The organism is Pseudomonas sp. BGI-2, assembly GCF_004310295.1.
Classification (GTDB): Bacteria; Pseudomonadota; Gammaproteobacteria; order Pseudomonadales; family Pseudomonadaceae; genus Aquipseudomonas.
The window spans coordinates 126,583-141,432 of the sequence record NZ_SISB01000001.1 but is presented as its reverse complement, the minus strand read 5'-3'; the positions used below and the strand labels follow the sequence as shown (position 1 = coordinate 141,432).

General features: G+C 53.6%; 15 protein-coding genes and 2 pseudogenes. 5 read left to right on the top strand and 12 right to left on the bottom strand.

The genetic code is table 11. The annotated features are described in order from the left end of the window. Positions 1-12 precede the first annotated feature (12 nt). On the top strand, positions 13-1,587 hold the full coding sequence (locus tag EYC95_RS00585) for a RimK family protein (RefSeq protein WP_131058616.1): 1,575 nt from the start codon (positions 13-15) through the stop codon (positions 1,585-1,587). Between the two features lie 7 nt (positions 1,588-1,594). Next, on the top strand, positions 1,595-2,518 hold the full coding sequence (locus EYC95_RS00580) for a magnesium transporter CorA family protein (protein WP_131058615.1): 924 nt from the start codon (positions 1,595-1,597) through the stop codon (positions 2,516-2,518). A 118-nt stretch (positions 2,519-2,636) separates the two neighbouring features. On the opposite strand, the gene EYC95_RS00575 is transcribed toward EYC95_RS00580, so the two are convergent. Further along, positions 2,637-2,972, bottom strand: a complete 336-nt coding sequence (locus tag EYC95_RS00575) for a DUF2834 domain-containing protein (RefSeq protein ID WP_131058614.1) — start codon at positions 2,970-2,972, stop codon at positions 2,637-2,639. Between the two features lie 248 nt (positions 2,973-3,220). On the opposite strand from EYC95_RS00575, the pseudogene ilvA reads away from it, so the two are divergent. Beyond that, positions 3,221-4,216 (top strand): annotated as a pseudogene (gene ilvA, locus EYC95_RS00570) (threonine ammonia-lyase, biosynthetic); the annotation flags it as partial. A 30-nt stretch (positions 4,217-4,246) separates the two neighbouring features. Here the strand turns inward: ilvA and eco are convergent. Further along, positions 4,247-4,729, bottom strand: a complete 483-nt coding sequence (eco, locus tag EYC95_RS00565; RefSeq protein ID WP_131058612.1) for a serine protease inhibitor ecotin — start codon at positions 4,727-4,729, stop codon at positions 4,247-4,249. A 385-nt stretch (positions 4,730-5,114) separates the two neighbouring features. Between eco and EYC95_RS00560 the strand changes: the two genes are divergently transcribed. Continuing rightward, on the top strand, positions 5,115-5,384 hold the full coding sequence (locus tag EYC95_RS00560; RefSeq protein ID WP_131058611.1) for a DUF1652 domain-containing protein: 270 nt from the start codon (positions 5,115-5,117) through the stop codon (positions 5,382-5,384). On the opposite strand, the gene EYC95_RS00555 is transcribed toward EYC95_RS00560, so the two are convergent. Together EYC95_RS00555 and EYC95_RS00550 are read right to left on the bottom strand one after the other, a co-directional pair. Beyond that, positions 5,381-5,776 (bottom strand): hypothetical protein, encoded by a 396-nt coding sequence (locus tag EYC95_RS00555; RefSeq protein WP_131058610.1) that lies wholly within the window; start codon positions 5,774-5,776, stop codon positions 5,381-5,383. The genes EYC95_RS00560 and EYC95_RS00555 overlap by 4 nt on opposite strands. A 90-nt stretch (positions 5,777-5,866) precedes the next feature. Beyond that, positions 5,867-6,133 carry a DUF2790 domain-containing protein gene (locus EYC95_RS00550; RefSeq protein ID WP_131058609.1) on the bottom strand — a complete coding sequence of 89 codons (267 nt, stop codon included), beginning with the start codon at positions 6,131-6,133 and terminating at the stop codon, positions 5,867-5,869. Between the two features lie 512 nt (positions 6,134-6,645). Here EYC95_RS00550 and EYC95_RS00540 point away from each other — a divergent pair. Continuing rightward, positions 6,646-6,942, top strand: coding sequence for a hypothetical protein (locus EYC95_RS00540; protein ID WP_131058608.1), 297 nt, complete (start codon positions 6,646-6,648; stop codon positions 6,940-6,942). Between the two features lie 139 nt (positions 6,943-7,081). Here the strand turns inward: EYC95_RS00540 and EYC95_RS00535 are convergent, their stop codons facing one another. The 8 genes and pseudogenes from EYC95_RS00535 to EYC95_RS00495 all read right to left on the bottom strand — a co-directional run bounded on the left by EYC95_RS00535 (position 7,082) and on the right by EYC95_RS00495 (position 14,841). Then, on the bottom strand, positions 7,082-7,975 hold the full coding sequence (locus EYC95_RS00535; RefSeq protein ID WP_165557408.1) for a hypothetical protein: 894 nt from the start codon (positions 7,973-7,975) through the stop codon (positions 7,082-7,084). A 542-nt stretch (positions 7,976-8,517) separates the two neighbouring features. Beyond that, positions 8,518-9,333 (bottom strand): hypothetical protein, encoded by an 816-nt coding sequence (locus EYC95_RS00525; protein ID WP_131058605.1) that lies wholly within the window; start codon positions 9,331-9,333, stop codon positions 8,518-8,520. A gap of 74 nt (positions 9,334-9,407) precedes the next feature. Continuing rightward, positions 9,408-10,403 carry a DUF2515 family protein gene (locus tag EYC95_RS00520; RefSeq protein WP_131058604.1) on the bottom strand — a complete coding sequence of 332 codons (996 nt, stop codon included), beginning with the start codon at positions 10,401-10,403 and terminating at the stop codon, positions 9,408-9,410. After that, positions 10,400-12,610 carry a type VI secretion system tip protein VgrG gene (locus EYC95_RS00515; RefSeq protein WP_131058603.1) on the bottom strand — a complete coding sequence of 737 codons (2,211 nt, stop codon included), beginning with the start codon at positions 12,608-12,610 and terminating at the stop codon, positions 10,400-10,402. Before EYC95_RS00515 ends, EYC95_RS00520 begins: the two co-directional genes overlap by 4 nt. A 68-nt stretch (positions 12,611-12,678) precedes the next feature. Further along, a pseudogene (locus EYC95_RS30925) lies at positions 12,679-12,771 on the bottom strand (hypothetical protein); the annotation flags it as partial. Positions 12,772-12,844: 73 nt separating this feature from the next. Beyond that, complete coding sequence (locus EYC95_RS00505) at positions 12,845-13,519, bottom strand: DUF2931 family protein (protein ID WP_256656890.1); 675 nt, start codon at positions 13,517-13,519, stop codon at positions 12,845-12,847. After that, positions 13,516-14,169 carry a DUF2931 family protein gene (locus tag EYC95_RS00500; protein ID WP_131058601.1) on the bottom strand — a complete coding sequence of 218 codons (654 nt, stop codon included), beginning with the start codon at positions 14,167-14,169 and terminating at the stop codon, positions 13,516-13,518. Before EYC95_RS00500 ends, EYC95_RS00505 begins: the two co-directional genes overlap by 4 nt. 21 nt (positions 14,170-14,190) lie before the next feature. After that, positions 14,191-14,841 carry a DUF2931 family protein gene (locus EYC95_RS00495; protein ID WP_131058740.1) on the bottom strand — a complete coding sequence of 217 codons (651 nt, stop codon included), beginning with the start codon at positions 14,839-14,841 and terminating at the stop codon, positions 14,191-14,193. Between the last annotated feature and the right edge of the window lie 9 nt (positions 14,842-14,850).

Below are 14,850 nucleotides of genomic sequence, written 5' to 3'. Positions count from 1 at the left end.
GGATCAATCACTATGTCAGCGGTACAAGGTCATTGGCGCGAAGTATCCGAGCAAACTTTGCCGGCAGCAACTTATTTAAATGACGCAGGCAGAACTTCAAGTCAGTTGATTATCATCGTCGAACGCAAGGAAGACTGGGCCTCGTATTTCCCCAGCGAGGACATTGTCAGCGCTCAGGAATACCTTGAGCAGACGCGGGACAACGAACAGGGCAAACGGGTCCAAGTGATCAACCTGTGCCGCAGCTACAAGTACCTGGGGCACGGTTATTACTGCTCATTGCTGGCCGAGGCCCGGGGGCACAAGGTCATTCCGTCGGTGCGAACCATCAGCGAACTGACAAAAAAATCCCTGTACGGCCTGGCGCTGGACGACCTGGATAAACCCCTGGAAAAAGCCCTCAGCAATCATCTTTACAGCGACACCGAAGGCTTTACCCTGACGTTGTACTTCGGCAAAACCAATATAGAACCCTTGCAGGATCTGGCGCGTCAGTTATTTGAAGTTTTTCCGTGTCCGATATTGTTAGTTGAGTTTCGCAGAACCAATGGTTGGCACATCGAAGGTATCAAGTCCGGCACCTTGCACAAGTTGCGCGAAGACCAGGAAGATCAATTCGCCAACTCCTTGGACAGTTTCAGCCGCAAGATCTGGCGTGTGCCACGCTCACGGCGCCTGGCCCGTTATGACTTGGCCATCCTGCATGACCCGCAGGAAGCCTTACCGCCCTCCAACCCGAAGGCACTGGATAACTTCGTACGTGTCGGCAAGACCTTGGGCATTGATGTCGAGCTGATCGAGCGCAAGGACTACGCGCGCATTGCCGAATACGACGGCCTGCTGATCCGCGAGACCACAAGTGTCGACAACCACACCTATCGCTTTGCGAAAAAAGCCGAGAGCGAAGGGCTGGTGGTGATGGATGATCCGGCGTCGATCCTGCGCTGCACCAACAAGGTGTACCTGACCGATCTGCTCAAGAGTCATCAGCTCGGCATGCCCGCCACCGAAATTCTCTACAAGGATCGACCGGAAGATTTCGAACGGGTCGGCGAACGGCTGGGCTTTCCCTTGGTGTTGAAGATCCCCGACGGCTGTTTCTCCCGGGGCGTGATCAAGGTCGAAAGCCAGCAGGCCTTGCTCGAAGCGACGGCCGAACTGTTCGAACACTCGGTGCTGCTGCTGGCTCAGGAGTTCTTCTACACCGAATACGACTGGCGCATCGGCGTACTTAACCGCAAACCGATCTTCGCCTGCCAGTACTTCATGTCCAAGGGCCATTGGCAAATCTACAACCACAAGGCCAAGGGCCAGGACATCAACGGCGAATGCCGCACCCTGGCAGTCCACGAAGCCCCGCGAGCCGTGGTCGACCTGGCCGTGAAAACCGCCAACCTGATCGGCGATGGCCTGTACGGCGTGGACCTCAAACAATCCGGCGACAAGGTGGTGGTGATCGAAGTCAACGACAACCCGAACATGGACGCCGGCATCGAAGACGCGTACTTGCAGGACGATCTGTACTCGTTGGTGCTGGAAGAATTCGTCCGTCGGCTGGAACTGAAACGTCGCGGTCAGGCCTGGTGAGCGGCCGATGATCAAATGCTTTCAACTGGCCGGCGGCGCCCTGCAATCGGTCGAACGCCTGGACGCCGAGGTGATGCTGTTCAGCAACCCTGATGCAGCCGAGCGAGATTTGCTGCACAGCCACTTCAAGCTCGATGAGCATGCCCTAGCCTCGGCTCTGGACCCTGACGAGGTGTCGCGCATCGAATTTCACCCCGACAACCTGTTCCTGATCTGGAAGCGCCCGGAAAACTATTCCGGCGCGGGCAGCCTGGCCTTTGAAGTGTCGTCCTGTGGCTTGCTGTTTTCAGCGGATCGCCTGCTGGTGATCGCCACCGACGATGCGCCGCTGCACGGGCTCGGCACCCGGCAGCGGTTGAACACGCCGCTGGATGTGTTGCTCGACCTGCTGTCCAACAACATCCATCACTATTTGGGGCACCTGAAGGTGATCAAGATGGTTGCCCGGGAGTTGCAGCAGAAATTCAACGCATCGATGCAGAACCAGCATCTGATCCAGATGTTCAACCTCAGCGAAAGCCTGATCTATTACATCAATGCGATTCACAGCAACGGCGCGGTCCTGACACGGCTGCGCAACCACGCGGCCAAGGAACACTTCAGCACCGAAGCCATCGGCCTGATCGACGACCTGATCATCGAAAACAACCAGTGCTACAAACAGGCGGAAATCTACTCCACGGTGTTCTCCGGGCTGATCGACGCCCGCGGCAACCTGATGAACAACAGCATGAACAACCTGCTGCGCAAACTGACGTTAATCAACGTGGTGTTTTTGCCGCTGAACCTGATTGCGAGCATTGGCGGCATGTCCGAGTTCAGCATGATGACCGGGGACACGCCTTGGTGGGTTTCGTATCCGTTGTTTCTGACGGCGATGATGATCGGGGCGGGGGGAATGGTGCTTGGGCTCAGGCGCTTGGCGAAATAGTTTTTGCGGTTGTCAGATCGCTTTCGCGGGCAAGCCTCGCTCCTACAATGGAATGCATTCCAATGTAGGAGCGAGGCTTGCCCGCGAAGACTTAATCAGCATCACAACAACACCTGAATCAGGCTTGCTGCCGTGCATCAACGCAACTCTTGCGGTCTTTAAGCCCACGGACCACGAGGTACAACAATGGCCCGACCGACACGAAAACCGCTGTGATCAACAAATACGGAATCACCGACACCCCCGACTGCCCACGCTTGCGCGCATCCTGATACATCCAGATTCCCGCCAGCGTCGCCAACAGGTAAAGATCAATCACCACCTGCGCAGTATCCGGGCGCGACATCAGGCTGATGCCGAATTCGATCAGCGACTGCTCCGCCTGAAGCATCACTGAAACGGTGTAACCGGCAAAGGCGATCAAGGCAACGAGGGGCAGGGCGACAGACTTCATGGTTTCCTTCCTTGGGACAATGAGTGGTGTCGCCAGCCTACAGACGCCGAAAAAAAATGGCCATTGACTTGCCATCAATGCCCGGCTAATTTCCAGCCATGACTTCCACCGTATTGCGCTGCCAGCCAAGCATTATTACCGCCATTCCTTATCTGGCGGGCTAGCTCACGACTGCAGCACCCAACCCGCCCTAGAGGCGGGTTTTTACTTTCTGTCTCCCGGGCTCCGATCAACGTCAGGAGACGACCATGAGCAGCACCCCCGCCCAGCAGGCTTTGCTTGAGCACTACGTGAAAAAAATCCTCGCCGCGCCGGTGTATGAACTGGCCGTGTGCACACCGTTGCAACCCGCGCCAGCGCTGTCCGAAGCCTTGGGTAATCAGATCCTGCTCAAGCGCGAAGACTTGCAGCCAACCTTTTCCTTCAAGATCCGCGGCGCTTACAACAAGCTGGTGCAACTGAGCGATGAGCAAAAGGCTCGCGGCGTGATCACGGCGTCGGCGGGCAATCATGCCCAAGGCGTGGCGTTGGCGGCGCGTGAATTGGGGATCGCCGCAACCATCGTCATGCCCTGCACGACGCCAGAATTGAAGGTGCTCGGGGTACGCAGTCGCGGTGCTGACGCCGTGCTGCACGGCGAGAGTTTTCCGTTCGCCCTCGACTACGCGCTGCGTCTGGCCGAGCAAACCGGTCGCACCTTCGTCTCGCCGTTCGACGACCCGGACGTGATCGCGGGGCAAGGCACCGTCGCCATGGAGATCCTTCGCCAGCATCAAGGCCCACTGGACGCAATTTTCGTCCCGGTGGGTGGCGGAGGTTTGATCGCCGGCATCGCGGCGTACGTCAAATACCTGCGACCTGAAGTGTGCATCATCGGCGTCGAGTCAGAACATTCCGCGTGTTTGAACGCCGCGTTGCAGGCAGGTGAGCGTGTTGTACTGCCCAATGTGGGCACCTTCGCCGATGGCGTGGCCGTTGCGCAGATCGGCGCTTACGGTTTTGAGGTCTGTCGGTTTTGTGTCGATGAAGTGCTGACCGTCAGCAACGACGAACTGTGCGCCGCGATCAAGAATATCTACGACGATACCCGCTCGATCACCGAACCCTCCGGCGCCTTGGCGGTGGCCGGAATCAAGAAGTACGTCGCTCAGACCGGTGCGCGCGGTCAAACCCTGGTGGCGATCGATTCGGGCGCCAATATCAATTTCGACAGTTTGCGGCATGTTGCCGAGCGCGCCGCGTTGACCGGCGCTTCAGCATGAGGAGGGGCGAGGTTATTCCTGGACCGCTTTCTCGACCTTGCTCGACGCCGACCAGATCCGATAGCGGACTTCGACGTCCTTGGGCACGTAGAGCACGATCGGCAACTTGCTGTTGTAACGAAGCATGAAGCCGTCACCGACCACCGGCACGAACTCCTTTTTACCCTTGCCGTCGGGGCAGGCCATCATCGTGCTCATCGGGCCGATGACTTTTTCCAGGCGGTAGAAGGGATAGCCCCAGCCTTCAAGGTTTTTTTCTTCAAGGATACCGCCAAGACGCTGGCGATTGCAGTCCACGATCAGGGTCTTGCCGGCCAGCACCTCAACCTCGAAGTTTTCTTCCTGTGGCTGCGGCGCCACATGAATGACCTGGCGGGTAAAACCGCTCTCAGGCTTGGGAAATGGCGCGACAGTTTCGAGCTTTGCGGCATGAGCCACGCTCGAAAGACTGGCAACAATCAGCCCGACGGTAGTGACAAAGGTCAATGAACTCATGGTGCCTCCTTGCGTGTGAGTAGGGTCAGCGGATACTGGAATGACAGGCGCATTCTTACTGTCGGTCTCCGCTAATGCAAACCCGCTCGGGTTGTATGCAAATTGCAGGGCTGAAGCGGCCCTTTGTTGCAAATTGCATGAGGCCGTTTATAGGCATGTCCGTTAAATCGTTGATTTACCGATGAGCTGCACGGCGAAATTTGCGGCATGTTTTATGCTCATTCAGGTCTTGAGTTGACCGGGACAGTATTGAGTCAGCTTGGAACGCGAGGACGGTCTAGTGTTTGAGACGTAGAAACCCCGCCTGAGGAAGAAAAGCGGGTGATTTCAGCACGGACCAACGCTTGAATTTATTTGGCAATCTCACAATTAGGAGAGGGTCGCCATGTTTCTTTCTGCCCTGGAACTTCGCAATATCGTTGAAAGCAGTTTTCTCCCGAAACGCTGCCAGTGCACGTTGTCACCGGACTTGTCGATGACGGTCAAGGTGTATTCCGACCGTAGAACCGATCATCTCGATCTATCCGTGACCGGAATAGATGCCAAACAGCTCAATGGATGCCGGGAAATCAGCGACCTGATTGCAGGTCTACGCTCTGAGATGCAGCATCAGGAAGCGATTCAGACACTGCATCCCGACAAAAAAGCGCTTTAACCCGCAGTTTCGAGTTCCACTGAAACGCGCCGGGTCTGGACAAACCCCAGTCCCAGCGCCGACTCGACCACCACAGCCAGCAAAATGCCTGGCCCGGCATGGCCGTTGAGCCATTCGCCAAAACCCAGAATGGCCAGTCCGAAACAGCCGACGATAAACCCGGTGCTCAGCGCATTGCGGGTGCCGGACGGCGCCTCGTTTCGAACCAGATAAAACATCACGCCCAACGCCGCGAACAGCACCGCACCGCGCCGCGCAACAAGACCTGCCGCAGACGAATACTCAATACTCCAGAGCGCCAGCAATACGTCCGGCATCAAACCCCAGACCAGGGCCAGTAAAAAACACAAAAGGGAAGTGAAGGTCGACAGGGTGCGAAACGATAACTGCATGGCGGATCCTTGCGGCAGTGAGGGACGCGCCAAAGCATAGCGCCTGATCCCTCACAGGAATACCGTAAAGTGCAAAATCAGACCTTTCGGTCAGTTCTGATAACTGCATGCGTCAGAAAGCTTCCTATAGCTGATTTCTTCAGGCTTGCCTGACGTATCGATGTACTTCATGTCGGCCGTGATCACTTTGCATTCCAGCGTGCTCGGCTCAGTCAGGGCGACCACTTTGCCGATGTTCAGCGGCATGCCGTAGTGATAGGGCACGGCCTGCGAGGGCGAAGTGTCGTTGGCCTGGGCAAGCCCGGTAAACGCGGTGCAGGCGAGGGCGGAAGTGATCAGCAGCGTGCGGATGTTCATGTGACGATCTCCAGTGCAGACGTAAAGTCAGCTCGACGGATTGGGCGTCGAACCTGCCGCACTGGGCGTCAGAGGAACCTGAGGGCGTGCGGTCCAGTAAAGTTTTGGACCGCGGGGTTAACGTTTGGTTAACCCGGCTGAACGCCGCCTGTCGCGAGGGCGTTTCTGTCAGAAGTTTCATGTGGGAAACGATCTACGGGATCTTCGGCCTGGTCCTACAAGGTCAGATGCCTTGTCGACTTTCGCCTGATGGGGGGCAGCGTTTACTGTTTGGGCTCGCTGCAAAATCAGCGGACAGGTTTGGTCACCTGTAAGAACAGTGCACATATGTGTGCCATGATTCGCCCTGCGGACATCTACGTCCTTTCGGCGCATTGTTATGGCGGCTGTGTGCAGGACGCCTTCGGGCGAGCTGAGTTACTGTTCTCGGTTGACCAAGCCTGTATACAGTCCGCCTCCCACCGTTTGGTCACGGTGGCGGTGGTTACTTCAAAACAGATGAGTAACTTACTATGCCTACGCTTAACCCGTTTCCCGATCGCTACCGTTCAATCAACAGCAGCGTTGCCGACTCAAGTCCTTTGGTGATCGACACCGAAGCCAATCCCCAAGACATTCTCGAAGCCGCCTTACAGCGAGTCCGGGCCGCCAGCCAGTTACTTGAAACTCTTCATTGCCAATGCTTCAAGCACGGCGACGTTCAAGACATTCCGCACATTACCCATGCGCTTTACCTGCTGACTCAGGATGGTTTTGATCTGTTGCAGGTGGCTCAGCAGCGGATGATGGGGTGGAAGGCGCCTGCTTGATGTTTCATCTTCTTTACAGAAAATCCAGCGTCACTTGACGCTGGATTTTTATGTTGAAGTGTTCTAATAGTAATAAAAATTTGAAAGCGTTATCGTGTCATGTGTTAGACCGCATAACGCTATGCGAGCAAGCGTGAGGTTACTGCTCAAAAGCTTTAATCGATGGGTCATGATAAGATTCGTCGATTTCGATCCCCGCGGCGCGGGCTTTTTGCTCGATAATCAATCTTGTTTGATGAAAACTGTTTAATTTTTCCGGTAACAAGTCTGTCCAGCGATTCCTCTCATTCTCAGGGATGCTGGACTTCCAAAATTCTCTTTCTGATAGAAATTCCAGCGTAATCAGATAAGTTCCTGTCTTCGTAGGGTTATCTTTTGAATCATGGCGCCACGCTTTTAGATTTAAGTGAACCCCGTCATTGTAGAAGTACCAGTTGTAGAAAGGGCTGATTTTTAGCCAGCAGTCGATATCTATAGGGTACTCAGGGTCTAGCCAAGGGTGACTTGAAACATGGTAGCCCAATACGTTGTCTGGGGAGTCTATCTTAAGAACTTGTGATCCAGGGATTCGTGGGTCTTCTACAAAGTAATAATGTTCCCAGCCTGATGATTTGATGCTTTCGATTAGCTGGTAAATAAATGTTTTGTATTGTTCGTGCGTGCTGTTGTCTGGGAGGCCTCGAAGTGTGACGTCGATATCTTCGACCTGATTTCCAACTCTTTCATCGACAACAATAGTGATATTGGTAGTTTGGTTTAGGTGGAGTGAGCTGGAGTCGGTTGTAATGATAGTGTCAGGAAGACATTTGTCGTTTGCCGATTTGTTTATTTTGTACCAGCACAGCTCAAGATCTTTCATACATGCTGATGAGAATTTATTGCTGTTTTTATCTAATGTATTTTGAATGGTTGCATTAAGAGTTATTTCAGTTGGGGGTATTTTATTATTCATGTTTGAGTCGCTGTCATTGCAGGCAGAAAGAAAAACACAGGCAATGATAAGCCAATTAAATTTCATTGGGCGTTCGCCCAAGTCGAAATCGTGCGTATTTTTCCTTCCTTGTAGGATTTACGTGTCTTCATAAGTCCGTGATATCCGTTAGCAATATTGTCGATAAATTTCATAAGGTCGACCTCGTTTTAAAGTTCGCCCTCTGTCATTTGTACCTTGAGTTCCAAATCGCAGTCAGGGAGGCTGACGCTTCTGGTGCGGGTTTCCAAGCGCAGATTGAAGCGCTTGATGACCGGTTTTGTGACGGCTATGCCGGAGTCTTGCTGGTGGGGCACGAACGAGAGTTTGCGGAATATTGTGTGGTGAGTTTGGCGTGCATGCGAGTACGGAGGTAGCGCAGCATCCGACCTGAGATACACCACCAGAACAGGACGAAACCACCCTGAATAGAATCGTCAAGATGACTTTTTCGGCAGTGAGTTACCGTTTGGGGAAGATCGCCACCGCGCCTGCTACCAAGCACATTGCAAATAGCAACGTGGGTAGCAGACCATCCTGCATATGGTAGCCCGGTAATTGGGCCAGTAGATAATTCAGGTACAGTCATCATGCTCAAACATGGGCTATTGTTCTAGTGCGTGAATCGGTGGATCCCGATAGGACTCATCGATTTCGATCCCTGCGGCGCGGGCTTTTTCTTCCAGTTCAAGTCTAGTCTTGTGGTAGGTATTCAACCTTCCTGGCAAGAGCTCCTTCCAATGCTGCCTCTCTTTATTGTCTGTAATGCCGTCGAGCCAGAACTCACTCTCTGATTGAAAATTCAGCGTAATAAGGTAAGTCGCCTTTTCGGTTGGGGCTTCTGAATCGTTTTGCTTCCACGCTTTAAGGTTGAGATAGATGCCGTCTTTGTAAAAATACCACCTGTAGAAAGAGCCAACCTGAAGCCATCTCTTCAGATCCAGTTGGTAATTAGGGTCCAGCCAAGGGTGGCTGCTGACGTATCGCCCGAACACCTCGTCAGGACTACTGATTTTTCCCGCCTGCGAGCCAGAGATCCTAGGATCTTCTGGAAAATAAAAGTGTGACCAGCCAGATTTTTTTATTTTTTCTATCAGACTGAATATCAAGTCCCGATATTGTTCGTGTGTGCTTCCTTTTGGGAGCCCACGTAATATTACGTTTAGGTTTTCGATGTTTTCTGTCGTGTCTTTGTCTAATGCAACTGTAATATTTACAGCCTGCTCCAGGCTCAAAATGCTGCCGTTATTTTTTACGTTGATCGTTGGTAGGTCGGTGTCATTTGCCGATTTTTGTATTTTATACCAGCAGGTATTTACCTGGGGCATGCAGCTTTCCGTGAATGGAGTCGGTGTGTTTGTTGTGATATTTTTTATAGAAGATAAAAGTTCGATTTCAATGATTTCTGATTGATTGGTCATGGTAGGGGTCTCTGTCGAGTTGCTAACGTCATCGCATCCACTGATCAATATTAAAATGGCGATTAGGATTTTTTTCATTGTTGATTTGACCAGCTTGAAATCTTTTTGATCTCGCCTTCCATGTATTCGGCTTTTTTACCCATTAGCAAGTGGTACTGATTGGCTATTTCAGTGATAAAAACCATTCTGTCAGTTTCGTCATAAAGATCACCTTTCTTCATTTGAACTCGTAATTCAGGCTGTTCAACGTCACAGGCGGTGCTAAAAGCGGCTACTCTGACCGGAACAAATGGAGCCCACTCAAATCCAGCTTGCATCTTAAGCGTGGTTTGAAATGCCTTGCCATCATAAATAAGGGGCTGAAGAATTTTTCGTTGCTCATGGTTTGCAATATCCATTAGTGACGAAAGTTGCATTTCGCGCCTAGCCGTGCCTTTAGATAGATTTTCCGTGTTTTGAATGGATTTGAAACCTGATTTTATTTCGTCGGTAACATGCAAGTTTCCAAGTGTACTGAGCGCATCATCCGCCCAAGGCAGACTATCAATATTTGTCTTTATCTGCCCCTCACAACTACGCGCATTACGCTCCGGCGCGCACTCATCGAATTGATCTTTATATTTACTGTAAAACCAATGCCAGACAAAAATATCCTGAAACAGCCAGAAATTGCCTTTGCCCAGTTCGTTCTTACCAATACGCAGAGGGGGCTGAATGGCGAGGGGGGTCAGTGTCAGGTAGGGTTCACTCGGAATAAAATCCAACCCGCATTTGACCTGCTTGCTGGCAAATGCCGCAAGCCCCATCCAATAGAAGCGACCCTTGAGTTCCGGTTTTCCATCTTCACCTTGTTCGAGATAGAAACTGGCGTAAGCGGCGGCAATTCTTGCGGCGCGAGCGCCAAAGTCAGAAATCAGTTCATATTTGCTAGAGGCAGATGAGCGTTTTTTGCTCAAGCGGCGTATGGCTTCTTCCTGGCCCATGGCCCACAACTTGTCGCAGCCGAGGACAACCTCGTGGACGGAGCATTCTTTGGCATTTGTTTTAAAGGTTGTTATTGGCGCACTCATTTCTTTCTGCTCGCTTCATAGTCGTCCGCACCGGAAGGCACGACCAGTTCATCCCAGACAAGGTGAGCTTTTACCGGCTCTTCGGCTTCTGTCTGGACTCGCGGGTGGAGGCCCTCAGCATTACTTCTCGATATTTGGGGAGCGGTTTCCGATGGCACGATCAGTGCCGCCTTGACTGACTTAACAGGTTGCCCACGCCGTGTAACAAACTTGAGTTGTTCGTCATAGCTTTCACTGATTTTCTTCGCATTCAGCAAGCTTCCTGCCCGCGCTTGATCTGCAATGACTGGAATAAGGGGAACGAGAATACCAATCCCGGAACCGGCCCCCGGCGAGCCCCCGGTGTTCACTTTCACCTCAGCCCCACTAATCGTCACCCCCCCCGCATCAACCTTGACGAAACTCCCGCCAGCCTTGGCCGTCAGTTCCATCCCGCCTTCAACCACCACCTTCTCGCCAGCGTGGTAATGAATCTCCTGACCCGCCTCGACAAACTGCGTCGTCCCCACTTTCACATGCTGGGTCACCGCGACCGTCAGGTGATCATCCGCCCGCGCTTCGGTCTTGCGATCCAGTTGCGTGATGCGGTGTTCTTCAACCTTGAACTCGCTGAAAACATTAGCCTCGACCGTGTCATGGCGCTCATTGCCGATGCGGATTTTCTGGTCGTGCTCAATGTTTTCATCCCAGTCGCGCTGGGCGTGCAGGTAGATTTGTTCTGCGCCTTTCTTGTCTTCGATGCGGAACTCGTTGTAACCCTTGCCGCCCGGTGAGCTCAGGGTTTTGAAGGTGCTGCGGGTCTTGTTCGCCGGCAGGTCGTAGGGGACGACGTTTTCCTTGTGGAACAGGCAGCCGGTGATCAGCGGTTGGTCGGGATCGCCTTCGAGGAAGGTGACGAGGACTTCCATGCCGACCCGCGGAATGGCGATGCCGCCGTATGCACTGCCGGCCCAGCCGGTGGCGACGCGTAGCCAGCAACTGGTGTTGTCGTTGGCCTGGCCGTCGCGGTCCCAGTGGAATTGCACTTTTACGCGGCCGTATTCATCGCAGTGGATTTCTTCGCCCGGCGGGCCGGTGACGATGGCGGTCTGGCTGCCCAGGACTTTCGGTTTCGGGTGTTCGAGTGCAGGGCGGAAGTGCGCGTCCCACGGGGTGGCGAGGAATTGGTTGCGGTAGCCCTGATGGAAATCGTCTTTGTTGTGGGTGACGTCGCTGGTGACGTTTTTGCCGAGCACTTGCGGCTGCTTGCCTTCGTGCACGACTTCGAGCAGCAACCAGAGGTCGTTCCACTCGGCGCGCGGGTGTTCGCTCAGGGCCATGAAGTGGCCGCTGACCAAGGTGGGCTCGTCGCCTTTGCCTTCGGCCAGTTTGTAGTCGCTGCGATGCCGCTCCAGCGCGCGGGTCGCCAATTGTTTGCCGCGTGCACGGTCGGTGAAGCGGCCGGGGTAGTCGTAGTCTTCAAGGTCCGGCGCGAAGGTGCTCTTGGCGGCGCCTTCGGGCAGGATGCGCGGTTTTTCGAAGTCGTAGTCGCGGCGGCTGACGCGGGAGGTGCGGGTTTCCAGGCGCAGGTTGAAGCGCTTGATCACCGGTTTGGTGGCGGCCATGCCGGAGTCTTGCTGGTAGGCCACGGGAGAGAGTTTGCGGAACACCGTCTGGTCATCGCCGAACACCAGTGTGTGGCCGCTGGCGCTGTGCTGGAAGTGGAAGTGAATGCCTTCCTCTTCACACAGGCGCTGGATGAAATGCAGGTCGGATTCGTCGTACTGCACGCAGTAGTCGCGCTCGGGGTAGATCGTGCCGAGCTGGAAACTGTAGGCGTCAGCCAGGATGCCGCGCGCCTCAAGTACCTGGGCGATGATTTTCGGCACACTTAAATGCTGGAAGATCTGCTGGTCATGGTTGTGACGCAGGTAAGCGAGTTGCGGGACCAGGCTGATGCTGTAGCGCGTCAGGCTTTTGCCGGAGTCGCCTTGCTCGATGCGATAGACCAGACCGTGGATGATGCCCTTGCCGGTAGCGCCGAAGGTCAGGCAGCCAGGCTTGTGCAGTAACTCTTCGAGTTTCAGGTCGGGACGGGCGCTGACCAGTTCTATATCGAAACAGAACGGTTGGTTGAGGGTTTCGCGACCGACGAAGCTGAGCACTTGCAGGTCAACGGAAACGCCTTCCAGCGTCAGGGAAATATGGGTTGCGTTCGCGTCCAGCATGCCTTTAATTCCGTCCTTTGAATAAGCTGGTGCGGATGGTGCAGGATTAAAGCGCCTCGTTCAAGGAAACGAGCCGTCAGATCCATCCCCGCCTCAACCACCACTTTGTCGCCTGCGTGGTAGTGAATCTCCAGACCCGCCTCAACAAACTGCGCCGTCCCGCGCATGTTCAATTGGAGGATGTGCAGCGCGCTAGCCCGTCACCTCCAGGAAACTTTAAGGGCCAGCTCTGACTTACTTCCAAGAGTCGTACGGCACACCAAACTTCTCGACATAGGCTTTGGACACATCAGAAAGTGAATCGTACTCACCGCCAGACTTACCTTCATACGGGCCGCGCGGATCAATCACGGCTTTTACCGTAGTTACCTCAATCGGTGTCATACAAGGGCCGCCTACCCAGACTCTGGCGATACCTCCGGGGACCAGCCTTATGCCGATTGAATCACGATAACCTGTGATCCATTTCCCATCGGCCGCGCAGAACACTTTCTCCCCCTTGCGCATGATCTCTCGAGTGGCTTCGGGGATTTTTATCACCATCAGGTAGGTTTGCGGTTCGACCAGCGATTGCCAGCGGACATAGATCTGTTGGGGCAAGTCCGCCCCTGTCACACGTTTTCCGCCTCCGGCAGGCCCTCTTTTCGGCCAACCACGTGGATTGCCGGCGTTGTTGGGAGGCGATTGCATTGACGCGATGCCACTCGCCGAACGTTGAAACACATGGTCCTGAATATCGACGACATCGGCTGTTTCGATCCAAACTTCCATGTAGTCAGGGGCAGAAAACCCCAAGTGCCACGCCTTGTAGGGCATTGACTGACTATTCGCAAATATGCAACCACTGAGCAACAATGCCACGATGGCAAAATGAACAAATTTACTCATTAGGATGTTGTGGTTGGTCATTTCCAAGAGTCATATGGAACACCAAATTTTTCTACATAGGCCTTGGATTCATTGGAAAGTGAGTCGTACTCACCGTCAGACTTACCTTCATACGGGCCACGCGGATCAATCACAGCTTTTACCTTGGTCACTTCGATCGGTGCCATGCAAGGACCGCCTACCCATACTTTGGCGATGCCGCCAGGGACCAGCCTTATACCGATTGACTGACGATATCCTGTGATCCATTTCCCATCGGCAGCGCAGTAAACCTTTTCACCCTTACGCATGAGCTCCCGAGTCGCCTCCGGTATCTTAATCACCATTTGATAGGTTTGTGGTTCGACCAGCGACTGCCAGCGGACATAGATCTGTTTGGGTAAATCCGCTCCAGTTACGTATTTACCGCCGCCCATGGGAGCTCTTTTCGGCCAACCTCGGGGATCACCGGAGTTGTTGGGCGGTGTAATCAATGACGCAACGCCACTCATTGCACGTGGAAACACCTGTTCCTGAATATCGACTACATCCGCCGACTCGATCCATACCTCCATGTAGGCGGGGGCCGAGAATCCTAGGTACCAAGCTTTGTAAGGCATTGACTGGCTGTTGGTGAGCGTGCAGCCACTGAGCAATAACGCACAGATGGTAATTCGTAAGAAACTATTCATTAGTCTGGGATGGCTCTCTCGCTACCACGAGCCATACGGCACCCCAAATTTCTCGACATATGCTTTGGATTGATCGGATAGCGTGTCGTACTCACCATTAGACTTACCTTCATAGGGACCGCGCGGGTCAATCACAGCTTTTACCCTAGTTACTTCTATTGCTGGCAGGCACGACCCCATCACCCACATTTTGGCTATACCACCGGGCGCCAAATTGATAACCAATGCGTTGCGGTAGTCTGTTATCCACTTACCATCAAATGCACAAAAAGCTTTTTCTTCCTTGCGCATGATCTCCCTGGTCGACTCAGGTACGTTGATCACCATCTGGTAAGTTTGCGGCTCGACTAGCGACTGCCAGCGTACATAGATCTTTTGGGGTAACTCCGCTCCAGTCACGTTCTTACCTTTGCCAATTCCTGGTCTTTCGGGCCACCCTCTAGGGTCACCTGTATTGTTGGGAGGTGTCTGAATGGCAGCTGTGCCACTCATTGCGCGTGGATACACTTGTTCTTTGATATCGACCACATCAGCCGACTCGATCCATACTTCCATGTAATTAGGGGCCGAGAATCCTAGGTGCCAAGACTTGTAAGGCATTGAATTGCTATTGGCGAACGCGCAGCCACTGAGCGTCAACGCGACGATGGCAATACTTAAAAATTTACTCATTAGGATGTT

What these genes read in the sequence shown, in the direction of transcription:
- EYC95_RS00500 (WP_131058601.1), bottom strand. Translation starts at nt 14,169, where the DNA reads ATGAATAGTTTCTTACGAATTACCATCTGTGCGTTATTGCTCAGTGGC.
- EYC95_RS00505 (WP_256656890.1), bottom strand. Translation starts at nt 13,519, where the DNA reads ATGACCAACCACAACATCCTAATGAGTAAATTTGTTCATTTTGCCATC.
- EYC95_RS00550 (WP_131058609.1), bottom strand. Translation starts at nt 6,133, where the DNA reads ATGAACATCCGCACGCTGCTGATCACTTCCGCCCTCGCCTGCACCGCG.
- EYC95_RS00555 (WP_131058610.1), bottom strand. Translation starts at nt 5,776, where the DNA reads ATGCAGTTATCGTTTCGCACCCTGTCGACCTTCACTTCCCTTTTGTGT.
- EYC95_RS00580 (WP_131058615.1), top strand. Translation starts at nt 1,595, where the DNA reads ATGATCAAATGCTTTCAACTGGCCGGCGGCGCCCTGCAATCGGTCGAA.
- EYC95_RS00525 (WP_131058605.1), bottom strand. Translation starts at nt 9,333, where the DNA reads ATGACCAATCAATCAGAAATCATTGAAATCGAACTTTTATCTTCTATA.
- EYC95_RS00495 (WP_131058740.1), bottom strand. Translation starts at nt 14,841, where the DNA reads ATGAGTAAATTTTTAAGTATTGCCATCGTCGCGTTGACGCTCAGTGGC.
- EYC95_RS00520 (WP_131058604.1), bottom strand. Translation starts at nt 10,403, where the DNA reads ATGAGTGCGCCAATAACAACCTTTAAAACAAATGCCAAAGAATGCTCC.
- EYC95_RS00585 (WP_131058616.1), top strand. Translation starts at nt 13, where the DNA reads ATGTCAGCGGTACAAGGTCATTGGCGCGAAGTATCCGAGCAAACTTTG.
- EYC95_RS00575 (WP_131058614.1), bottom strand. Translation starts at nt 2,972, where the DNA reads ATGAAGTCTGTCGCCCTGCCCCTCGTTGCCTTGATCGCCTTTGCCGGT.
- EYC95_RS00560 (WP_131058611.1), top strand. Translation starts at nt 5,115, where the DNA reads ATGTTTCTTTCTGCCCTGGAACTTCGCAATATCGTTGAAAGCAGTTTT.
- EYC95_RS00515 (WP_131058603.1), bottom strand. Translation starts at nt 12,610, where the DNA reads ATGCTGGACGCGAACGCAACCCATATTTCCCTGACGCTGGAAGGCGTT.
- EYC95_RS00540 (WP_131058608.1), top strand. Translation starts at nt 6,646, where the DNA reads ATGCCTACGCTTAACCCGTTTCCCGATCGCTACCGTTCAATCAACAGC.
- eco (WP_131058612.1), bottom strand. Translation starts at nt 4,729, where the DNA reads ATGAGTTCATTGACCTTTGTCACTACCGTCGGGCTGATTGTTGCCAGT.